The organism is Streptococcus suis YS56, assembly GCF_000440115.1.
Taxonomy (GTDB): Bacteria; Bacillota; Bacilli; order Lactobacillales; family Streptococcaceae; genus Streptococcus; species Streptococcus suis_L.
In genome coordinates this window covers 1-825 of record NZ_ALMY01000059.1, presented here as the reverse complement: position 1 = coordinate 825, position 825 = coordinate 1, and the positions used below count along the sequence as shown (strand labels likewise).

Genomic DNA, 825 nt, shown 5'->3' with positions numbered 1-825 from the left:
GTAAATAGAAAAAGGTTCCAGAGTCGACAGGACTTTGGAGCCTTTTTCAATACACTTTGTTATTGGGCGGTTACTATTGCTTTATAAAATATTGTAGTAGAAAGCTTCGTTAGCAATAAAAAATTAATGTGAAGCAGTTCATCAAAAGTCAGTAGTCCGACTGAAAGATATCTAGTTTATAAATATCAAAATCATGTGAGCCTCCTAGTCGTGGTATTCTCCACGATCCCACTTTTCAAGAAATTCTGTAAAGAACTCTGGATTAGCTTGCTCTTGATTGAGCGTTTCAACTGCAGCAATCTTTTCGATCAAACGTTTATTTTCTTCAGTTGGTTTGTATTCTGCTTTAATAAAGGCTTCAATGATGTCGCACATGAGCAACTCACCCGTAATTTTGCCACCAAAACCAATGACGTTGGCATTTAACTCTTCCTTCGCGTAAAGTGCTGAGGTCATATCACGAACCAAGGCTGATCGAACACCAGGAACCTTGTTTACAGCATTGTTGATTCCAACACCTGTTCCACAGATACAGATGCCCAAATCTGCTTGTCCGCTTGCAACAGCTTCACCAACTTTTTTACCAAAGATTGGGTAATGAGTACGAACATTGTCATAAGTCCCAAAGTCCAATACTTCATATCCTTGATTTTTCAAATAATCTACCACAGCGATTTTTTCATAGGTTACAATGTGGTCACAACCGATTGCAATTTTCATCTCTTATTCTCCTTTGTTTACAACAATTAGCACATTTTATTTAGCATATCAACACGAATTTGGTGACGGCCGCCATCATACTCACCTTCAACAAATCCTTTAACA

General features: G+C 37.9%; 1 protein-coding gene and 1 pseudogene. Both read right to left on the bottom strand.

Annotated elements, in window-relative coordinates; genetic code table 11:
- Window positions 1–204: 204 nt before the first annotated feature.
- On the bottom strand, window positions 205–720 hold the full coding sequence (gene lacB, locus SST62_RS0106950; RefSeq protein WP_018031055.1) for a galactose-6-phosphate isomerase subunit LacB: 516 nt from the start codon (window positions 718–720) through the stop codon (window positions 205–207).
- A 26-nt stretch (window positions 721–746) separates the two neighbouring features.
- Window positions 747–825, bottom strand: a pseudogene (locus SST62_RS01000000111625) (galactose-6-phosphate isomerase subunit LacA); the annotation flags it as partial.